This window comes from Parasutterella muris (genome assembly GCF_943193095.1).
Lineage (GTDB): Bacteria > Pseudomonadota > Gammaproteobacteria > Burkholderiales > Burkholderiaceae_F > Parasutterella > Parasutterella muris.
Window position 1 is genome coordinate 26,347 of the sequence record NZ_CALPCV010000026.1, and the last position, 9,369, is coordinate 35,715.

Consider the following 9,369-nt stretch of genomic DNA (forward strand, 5'->3'; position numbering starts at 1 on the left):
TAATGCCGACTTTAGCGGCCTCCTTTCCTCTTTAAAACATTTACAAAGCTTGTGCCATATTTGGTCACTGTCTTTGCCATAGAAAATCAACGAAACTTACACTAGCCTCCGTTGCGTTTTAATAGGGGCGGCGGTGACGCTGGTAACTAGATGAAAAGACAGCAATTCTTAAAATATGTTTCAGTTCTCAGTCTGACAGCTTTAAGCGGCTGCGCAGATTATGGTAAAAAAAAAGGCGGCCCCTGGCTGGGCGCCCGGGCCCAGGGTCCGGTGATCGACAAGACGGGCGACCCAATCCTCCAAGGCCTGATCCAAACCGTCGGCACTAAGTTTAAGGCGCAGCAGTTCAGTGATCCTAAAACCGGCAGGATCCTTAACTATTCACTCTATACGCCTGAACACCTTGTGAGAGGTAAGAAATACCCGTTGGTGCTTTTCATGGCGGATGCGAGTACTCCCGGCCGCTCTATTGATGCAGCCATAACTCAGGGCTACGGAGCCTTGGTATTTGCAGAGCCTGATTTCCAAAGCAAGCATCCCTGTTTTGTTCTTGTCCCTGAGTATTCAGGCGTCACGGTCAACGATTCATATGAACGAACAGAGGAAGTGGATATGACCATTCGTCTGTTGGAATCGCTTCTCAAAACTCTTCCGATTAACCGGCGCAAGCTTTTCACAACCGGTCAGTCAATGGGGGGCATGATGTCGATGTATTTCATGACCCAGTTCCCTGGATTGTTCGCGGCAGGTATGTTTGTGGACTGTCACTGGGATCCTAAAACTTACGATAAGCTGCTTGATGATAAGTTCATCTTCTTTGCTGCCGGAAAAGACGGATCTGCCGGACAGCAAATTCAAAAGATACTCGATTTGCTGAGAGAGGATGAACTTCCTTACAGTGCGGCCGAGTGGAGTGCAAAACTTCCGGAAGACGAACAGAATATGCTCGCCCAAGAACTCTTCCAAAGAGGAAACCCGATAAACTTCATCGTATTTACCTCTGGTTCAGTCCTCCCTCCGGAGGGAGGAAGCGAACATATGTATAGTTTTGATTACGCTTATAAGATTGGCGCCGCAAGAGATTGGCTTTTAAATCAGCAACTCGGTGCGCCGGTGAAATATTAGAAAGGAAAATCATTCTCAAAAAAACCGACTCGTACGAGTCGGTTTTGTTTCATTTAAGCAACAAAAATTAATAGTACGGGAAAATACTTAAAGTTTGCCTTTAGAATGAATATGTATGTGATTGATATAAATTAATCTAAAATAATCATATAAATAAACGAATTCTTCTACATAAGAAAACAGCTTTTTCTTCGTCAGAAAAAACAGCCTTTTGAAGGTTTGTTATCAGAAAGGGCGGTTAATTCAAAAAAATATCTTATTTTGATTAATAGGAATGTTTCTTATTATCAATTACACATTAAGGCAAAATTATGAAATTCTCTAAGACACTCCTTGCAGCTGTCGTCATGACAGCCGCTCCCCTTGCACTTGCTGAAAGCAGCGTAACGCTTTACGGTTCTATCGATGGAGCGGTTGCGGTTCAGAAAGAAAAAGGCCGTACCGCTACCGTTCAGCTGATGGACGGCGTTGCCGGGGGCAGTGTTTGGGGTCTTGAAGGAACCGAAGAACTCGGCAATGGCTACAGCGTCGGTTTTAACCTCGAAAACTCCTACACCATGGATGACGGTGCGGAAGGTGAATCCGGACTTGCCTGGGCTAAACAGGCTTCTCTGAATGTGAGCGGCGGATTCGGCACCCTTGCGTTCGGCCGTATCGGCGGCCTCGCTTCCTATGAAGGAACTTATTCCATTTGGGATGCGTCTCCTTTCGGAACGGATTATCTTCAGATTGGTCTCGGAAACGCTTTTGTTACTGGGCAGATCAATAACAACACCGTTCATTACAGCTCTCCGGAATTCAGCGGCCTGCAGCTTCATCTGCAGTACTCCAACGGTACAGAATCCGATACGCAGAAATGGAGCCGCAACGCCCATTACTTCGGTATCGGCGCAACATATGAAATCGGCGGTCTAAACCTCGCCGGTATCGTTGAACGCTTTGACAATAAGGGCGAAGACGATGTGAAACCGACAATGGTTTACAGCTTGAGCGCGGCTTACGACTTTGAAGCCGCTAAGGTTTATTTCGGCTATCAGTACGCTTCTCATTTCCACGGCTTCGATCAGTCTGAAGACTGGGTCTTCGCCGGCAAAGGTCTGAACCAGAACGCCTTTACGCTGGGCGCGGAAGTTCCTGCCGCGGGAGGTACTTTCAAGGCCGCGGTTAACTACGGCTTTGGCAAGATCAAGTCTATGGACAAGGTCACGCTGGAGGATGTGGACGCGGCTCCCGATCGTGACAAATTCGATCGTCTCGGTGTTGGCGCGGCCTACGAGTACCCGCTCTCCAAACGCACGATGGTTTACAGCTGGGGCGCATGGCAAAAGGGCGGCAAAGCACTTAAGACCGCTGAAGTCCGAGGCGACTTCGAAAACTGGAGCCTTGGCGTAGGCATGCGCCACGAATTCTAAGAACAGATTTAGACAAGGAAACACATATGGCATTCCAAGCTTTGAGACTGACCGATTTATCAGCCGATCAAAAAGCGATTGTCGCAAAAGTGAGCTCGTCGGATAAAAACGTTATTCGACAGTTTCGCGAACTCGGACTGCAGCGCGGTGTTTCCGTGATCGTCCTTGCGAATAATCCCGGCGCGCCGCTTCTGGTTGCCGTCGGCGACGGCAGAATTGCGGTCAACCGGGATATCGCAGACTTAGTCAAAGTCGTTCTGTCTGATAAGTAAAAGCGAGGTGGAAATTATGAAACTTCACGAATTCGTTCCCGGAGAACGCGGAAGAATCACAAAAATTCTTCCCGGCAGCAATGAATACCGCCGAAGACTTTTTTCTATGGGAGCTCTTCCCGGAACTGAGTTTGAGGTAAGCCGAGTCGCACCTTTGGGAGATCCGGTGGAAATCAAAATCCGCGGTTCCTTCCTGAGTGTTCGGAAGGCCGAAATTAATGTCCTGGAAGTTGAAAAAATATAGGCGGCCATCATGACCCAAAAGAATATCGTTGCCATCATAGGCAATCCCAACTGCGGAAAAACAACTCTTTTTAATGTGCTGACCGGCGCGAAACAGTCTGTCGGCAATTGGCCTGGTGTTACGGTAGAAAAGAAAACCGGCGGCTTCAATATCGATAAACGCGAAATCACGCTCGTCGACCTTCCCGGCATCTACTCGCTTCAGCCGAGCTCTTCCGTCAGTGAAGATGAAAGAGTGGCGCGCGACTATGTCGCAAGCTCTGAAGCGCAGGCTATTATCAATATCGTCGATGCTTCTAACCTAGAACGCAACCTTTATCTGACCGCTCAGCTTCTGGAACTTCAAATCCCGATGGTTGTGGTCGTCAATATGCTTGACGTCGCTAAGACGCACGGTCTTGAAATCAATCTTGAGAAACTTCAGGATGAGCTTGGCTGCTCGGTCGTCGGTATCGTCGCGAGTCGTAAAAAAGGTATTGAAGAGCTCAAACAGGCACTCGATAAACAACTGAGTGAGCCGGAAGCGGCCGCCAATCCTATCGTCTTCAGCGCGGATATTGAAAATGCGATTACCAAGGTTGGCGCAATTCTTGCTAAACAAGCTATTCCGAGATCCAGATGGGTCGCGGAACAGCTTGTTGAAGGCGACGCGGAGATTCTAAAAGTTTTCCCGGGTATCTCCATTGATGAAGCCGAGCCGATCCTACAGGAAATTGATACTAAATATGACGGAGACGTCGATATGGCGATGGCTGATGTTCGTTATCAGTTCGTCTCTAAAGTGTCTCAGCAGTCAATCGTGAGAACCGGTCAGGCCGGTCAGACGCTGACTGACAAGATCGATAAGATCGTATTGAATCGCTGGCTCGGTATTCCGATTTTCCTCGGTGTGATGTACCTGATGTTTATCTTTGCGATTAATATCGGTTCAGCGTTTATAGATTTCTTCGATATCCTTTTTGGAGCGATCTTTATTGACGGATTTGGAGAGCTGCTGACATATCTTGGCACTCCTGAATGGCTTAAGACCATTCTTGCCGACGGTATTGGCGGCGGTATTCAGTGTGTCTCGACATTTGTGCCGGTGATCGCGTGCATGTTCTTCGCGCTTTCCTTCCTTGAGGATTCGGGTTATATGGCGAGAGCGGCTTTCGTTATGGATCGTTTTATGCGAGCTCTCGGACTGCCCGGCAAATCTTTCGTTCCACTGATCGTTGGGTTCGGCTGTGGCGTGCCTGCCATTATGGCGTCCCGCACGATGGAAAAGAAATCCGATCGAATCACGACTGTTCTTATGGCTCCGTTTATGAGCTGTGGCGCAAGACTTCCAGTCTACGTTCTTTTTGCCACAGCTTTCTGGCCGATGAATGGTCAGAATCTGGTGTTCGCGCTTTATCTTATCGGTATCGCAGTTGCTGTCGCGACAGGCTTTATGCTGAAGAGAACCGCACTTAAAGGCGAATCGGGCGCGTTCCTGATGGAAATTCCGCCGTACCATCTGCCGACATTAAGAAATCTTCTGCTCTCCACTTGGGATCGTCTGAAAGGCTTCGTGGTCCGCGCAGGTAAAGTCATTGTCGTCCTCGTCGCCGTGCTCTGCTTCCTGAATTCTTTAGGAACTGACGGAACGTTCGGCAACGAAGACTCTGATAAATCCGTTCTTGCTCAGATCGGCAAGACAATCGTTCCGGTGTTCAAGCCGATGGGTATTCAGGAAGAAAACTGGCCGGCAGCCGTCGGTGTCTTCACCGGTATTCTCGCTAAAGAAGCGGTGGTCGGCACGCTTGACTCTCTCTACTCATCCATGGATGAGAAAGCGCCGGAAGGTGAAGAGGCTAAAGAAGAGGAAGAAGGCGGATTTAATCTTGCGGAATCCTTCAAAGAAGCTGTCGGCTCTGTCTCCGAAAACTTCGGTGACATCGGTGCGTTCTTCACTGATCCGCTGGGTATCTCGGTTGACTCCGACCTTTCCAATGTCGAAGAGCAGGCTGAAGCTCAGGAAGTTAAGTCTTCTACGATTGCTTCCATGAACCGTCTCTACGACGGAGAACTTGGTGCTTTTGCCTATCTGCTGATGGTTCTTCTGTACCTCCCGTGCGGAGCTGCGATGGGCGCTGTCTATCGAGAAGTCGGAACCCGCTGGGCGCTCTTTGCCGCCTTGTGGACAACTGCTGTCGGATATTGTTCGGCAACGATCGTCTACCAGGTCGGACGCTTCTCTAATAATCCGGCCTACGCCGGTGTCTGCATCGTCCTTAGCGTTGCTGTCATTACCGCGATTGTTCTCGGACTGCGCAGAGCAGGAAAAGAAGAAGACAGAAAAATTGAGGGCGCTAATTACGCCGGTGCCTAATTAATTGGCAGAGGGGCTGAGAGAAGACAGCTCCTGCTCCGGGCGCGGAACGCTGAATTAACAGCGCGACGCGTCCGGTTATTTTTTTGCAGTGCCTGCCAAGGCTCCGACAGTCAGCGCATCTTTGAAGCAACTTGTTTGCGAAAAATGCAAAATGGATATTTATAAAACGCACAATTTTTGCTAGTGAAAACCATCAATCTATAGCCTTCGGCTGAATGTCAAGAAAAAGGATTTTCTCTAAAATTATCAGAGACAACATCCTGACAGATATAACTTTTTAATCAACCTCAAATCGATTAGGCACAAGCATGGAATGGTTAACAGCCCTATGGACGGACCAAAATTCGGTAGGGCATATTCTTCTGGTCTACGCGCTCGTTATTACCGTTGGCACAATACTCGGCCGAATTAAAGTTTTTGGCATCTCTCTCGGAGTGACTTTCGTTCTTTTTGCAGGTCTTGCCGCCGGCTATCTCGGTCTGACCGTGAATCAAACGGTTCTGCATTTTCTGAGGGATTTCGGACTTATCCTCTTTGTTTTCTTCATCGGTCTTCAGGTTGGCCCTTCGTTCTTCTCGTCATTTAAAAGCGGCGGCATTCAGCTCAATCTTCTGACGCTTCTCGCAGTCGGACTGAGTCTCGTTGTAACGATCGCTTTGTTCTTCATGTTCTCCGACAGCGTCTCACTGGCTCAGATGCTCGGTGTGTATTTCGGCGCTGTAACCAATACGCCGGGTCTTGGCGCGACTCAGGAAGCGCTCAGTATGCTGGACTACAAAGGCGAGGATATCGCTGTGGCCTATGCGTGCGCCTATCCGCTCGGTGTCGTCGCGATTATCGGTACGGCGATTGTGATTCGTTTGGTTTTCCGCATTGATCTCAAAGAAGAGGACAGAATGTGGGAAGAGGCGGAGAAGGAGAATTCGGACGTGCCGATCTTTTTCCACGTCGGTATTGTGAATCAGGGTCTGGAAGGTAAGCGCATCGAACAGATTCGTCATTTTATCGGCCGTCCCTTTATTTGCTCCCGTCTGCTGCATGACGGAGAAATTATCAGTCCGCACGCGGAAGACGTAGTTCACGTCGGCGACGTCATGAGAATTGTCGCGGCCGAAGAGAACAAGGACGCAATTGTGACCTTCTGCGGTAAGGAAGAGACGGACATTGATCTGGCGACTGAGAGCTCTCCGATTACCGCTAAAAACATCCGCGTGACGCGTGAGGAAGTCAACGGCATTACCGTTCATGATTTGCACCTGAGCCGCTATGACGGAGTCAATATCACACGTATCTTCCGTGCAGGCATGACGCTCTTTCCGTATACGAATCTGACGCTGCAGCTTGGAGACGTCGTCTACTGCGTCGGCCCTGAGCGTTCTATTCGCCGCCTTGCCGACAAACTCGGCAATCAGGAAAAGAAACTCGATCATCCGAACCTGATATCTATTTTCCTTGGTATTGCGGTCGGCATTCTTTTCGGAAGTCTTCCGATTGCGATTCCGGGCATGCCGGTTCCGTTGAAACTTGGTTTGGCGGGCGGCCCGCTCATTGTCGCGATTCTGCTGGGCTATTGGGGGCCGCGTCTGCATTTGGTGACCTACACCACGGCTTCTGCGAATCTGATGCTTAGAGAGCTCGGTATTGCGCTCTTCCTTGCCAGTGTCGGTTTGGCTGCCGGAGCTCCGTTCGTAAGAGCGATCACTGAGGGCAACGGAGTGCTCTATGCGGTGCTCGGTCTCTTTATCACGATTATTCCGCTCATCATCGTCGGATGCGTTGCGCGCGTCGTCTATAAGCTCAACTACCACCTGATTGTCGGCATGATCGCGGGTGCCACGACCGATCCTCCGACTTTGGCCTATGCGAATACGCTTTCGGAAAAGAGCTGCTCGGCGATTGCATACTCTACGGTTTATCCGCTTGCGATGTTCCTGAGAATTCTTTCCGGACAGTTCGTGCTGCTGATTCTCTGGCAGTTCGTCAGCTAGTGAGAAGCGAACACAGGATAGGGGCCTTCGGGCCTCTTTCGTTTTAGAACCCGAAAACTCGGTCCGTTCTCCGCCCACATCTGTATTTGCCGTGATTTGCAGTAAAACGCATTGGTAAACCGCGCTCCTTTTATGCGCGGTGAACAATGGACTCGTTTAGAACGAAAATCCTCATACTGAATCCGAAGCGCATCTGTAAGCGTTAAAATCAATCTTCATGTCTCGCAAATGGCGGGAAGTTAACTATTTAAGGTTTTGTTTGGAAAAGACTATGTTTACGAAAGTTCGTACTCGAATCGCTCCCAGTCCGACTGGAATGATGCATCTTGGAACCGCCCGTACTGCAATCTATTGCTGGGCTGTCGCCCGTCACTTCGACGGAGAATTTCTTCTTCGCATCGAGGATACCGATCAGGAACGTTCCACGGCTGAAGCGACACAGGCCATTCTTGACGGAATGAAATGGCTGAACCTCGACTACGACAATAAAGAAGTCGTTTACCAAATGAACCGCCTTGAGCGCTATCGTCAGGTTGCCAACGACCTGCTCGAAAGAGGCTTGGCATACAAAGACTACACAACAAAAGAAGAGCTTGATCAGCTGCGTGAAGAACAGAAGGCCCGTGGTGAAAAACCCCGTTATGACGGGCGCTGGCGTCCTGAAAACGCGGTCGGTAAAGAAATTCCGGCCGGTGTCACTCCGGTGATCCGCTTCCGTAATCCAGACGACGGCATTGTGACATGGAACGATGCGGTTTATGGTCCGATCAGTGTTTCTAATACCGAGCTCGATGACCTCGTCATTATGCGCGGCGACGGCATTCCGACCTACAACTTCGCTGTTGTGATCGATGACTTTGACATGCAGATCAGCCATGTCATTCGCGGTGCCGACCACATTAACAACACTCCGAGACAGATTAACCTGTACAAAGCGATCGGCGCTCCACTGCCAACATTTGCGCATCTGCCCCTGATTCACGGCGAAGACGGCAAGAAGCTTTCTAAGCGCCGCAACGCCGTGAGCGTAATGCAGTATGACGAAATGGGCTTTTTGCCGGAGACGCTTTTCAACTACCTGGCTCGTTTAGGCTGGGGCCATGGCGACGATGAAATGTTCACGCGCGAACAGCTTGCCGAATGGTTCGATCTGTCCGACTGCAGCCGCTCTCCGGCCCAGTTCAATATGAAGAAGCTTCTGTGGCTTAACCACGAGTACATGAAGAAGGCCGACAACGCTCGTCTGGTTGAGCTGCTCAAGCCCAGACTGGAAAAACGCGGTGCGGATCTTTCTAAGGTTAAAGACCTCTGCGGCCTGGTCGGCTTCCTCAAGGAACGTGAAAACACGTTTGAGGCTCTGGCTGACGCTTCCATGCTCTTCTTTGCGGATAACCCTGTTGACGCCTCTTCGCTTCCCGGACTGCTGAAAGATAAAGAAGAGGCCTCTTTTGAAGCGATGAAACTCTTCGTCGAGAAAGCGCCTTCCATTGACTGGAAAAAAGACAATATTTACGGCCTGATGAAAGAAATCATGGACGAAAAAGGCGTCAAGGTTCTGCATCTTGCTATTCCGCTTCGTGTGCTTGCAACGGGAGCCGAAAAAACTCCGTCAATCGATGCAACACTCCAGTTCATCGGTCGTGACAGAGTTCTTGCGCGACTGAAGGAAGGCATGGATCAGTGGGCCAAACAGAGCGCCGGAAACTAATTTTTACTTTTTATTGAGCGAATATTGATGGCGGAGTTGACAGGAATTAAATTCTTCCTTAATATTGCTCTTCTTTCGGGGGTATAGCTCAGCTGGGAGAGCGCTTGCATGGCATGCAAGAGGTCAGCGGTTCGATCCCGCTTACCTCCACCAAAGTTTTAAGCAATTCGGCATTAGCCGGAAAGCAGTTGTCCTCATCGTCTAGAGGCCTAGGACACGACCCTTTCACGGTCGGTACCGGGGTTCGAATCCCCGTGAGGACGCC

At 49.8% G+C, this 9,369-nt stretch carries 7 protein-coding genes and 2 tRNA genes; all 9 read left to right on the forward strand.

Going from position 1 to position 9,369, the window contains the following annotated elements; translation table 11 throughout:
- Nucleotides 1-150 precede the first annotated feature (150 nt).
- The 9 genes from NFR90_RS09345 (at nucleotide 151) to NFR90_RS09385 (ending at nucleotide 9,367) form a co-directional block, all read left to right on the forward strand.
- Complete coding sequence (locus NFR90_RS09345) at nucleotides 151-1,125, forward strand: carboxylesterase family protein (protein ID WP_251452486.1); 975 nt, start codon at nucleotides 151-153, stop codon at nucleotides 1,123-1,125.
- A 311-nt stretch (nucleotides 1,126-1,436) separates the two neighbouring features.
- Nucleotides 1,437-2,537 (forward strand): porin, encoded by a 1,101-nt coding sequence (locus NFR90_RS09350; RefSeq protein ID WP_251452489.1) that lies wholly within the window; start codon nucleotides 1,437-1,439, stop codon nucleotides 2,535-2,537.
- 26 nt (nucleotides 2,538-2,563) lie between these two features.
- The gene (locus tag NFR90_RS09355; protein WP_160335631.1) at nucleotides 2,564-2,809 is read left to right on the forward strand and encodes a ferrous iron transport protein A; all 246 of its coding nucleotides are present in this window, start codon (nucleotides 2,564-2,566) and stop codon (nucleotides 2,807-2,809) included.
- Between the two features lie 16 nt (nucleotides 2,810-2,825).
- Nucleotides 2,826-3,053 (forward strand): FeoA family protein, encoded by a 228-nt coding sequence (locus tag NFR90_RS09360; RefSeq protein WP_160335632.1) that lies wholly within the window; start codon nucleotides 2,826-2,828, stop codon nucleotides 3,051-3,053.
- 9 nt (nucleotides 3,054-3,062) lie between these two features.
- Nucleotides 3,063-5,405 carry a Fe(2+) transporter permease subunit FeoB gene (gene feoB / locus NFR90_RS09365; RefSeq protein WP_251452493.1) on the forward strand — a complete coding sequence of 781 codons (2,343 nt, stop codon included), beginning with the start codon at nucleotides 3,063-3,065 and terminating at the stop codon, nucleotides 5,403-5,405.
- Nucleotides 5,406-5,716: 311 nt separating this feature from the next.
- Nucleotides 5,717-7,396, forward strand: coding sequence for a putative transporter (locus NFR90_RS09370; RefSeq protein ID WP_160335634.1), 1,680 nt, complete (start codon nucleotides 5,717-5,719; stop codon nucleotides 7,394-7,396).
- 271 nt (nucleotides 7,397-7,667) lie between these two features.
- A complete protein-coding gene (gene gltX, locus NFR90_RS09375; RefSeq protein ID WP_251452495.1) occupies nucleotides 7,668-9,104 on the forward strand; it encodes a glutamate--tRNA ligase in 1,437 nt (478 codons plus the stop codon).
- Nucleotides 9,105-9,181: 77 nt separating this feature from the next.
- Nucleotides 9,182-9,257: transfer RNA gene (locus tag NFR90_RS09380), tRNA-Ala, on the forward strand.
- 37 nt (nucleotides 9,258-9,294) lie between these two features.
- A tRNA-Glu gene (locus NFR90_RS09385) sits at nucleotides 9,295-9,367 on the forward strand.
- The last annotated feature ends 2 nt before the right edge of the window (nucleotides 9,368-9,369 follow it).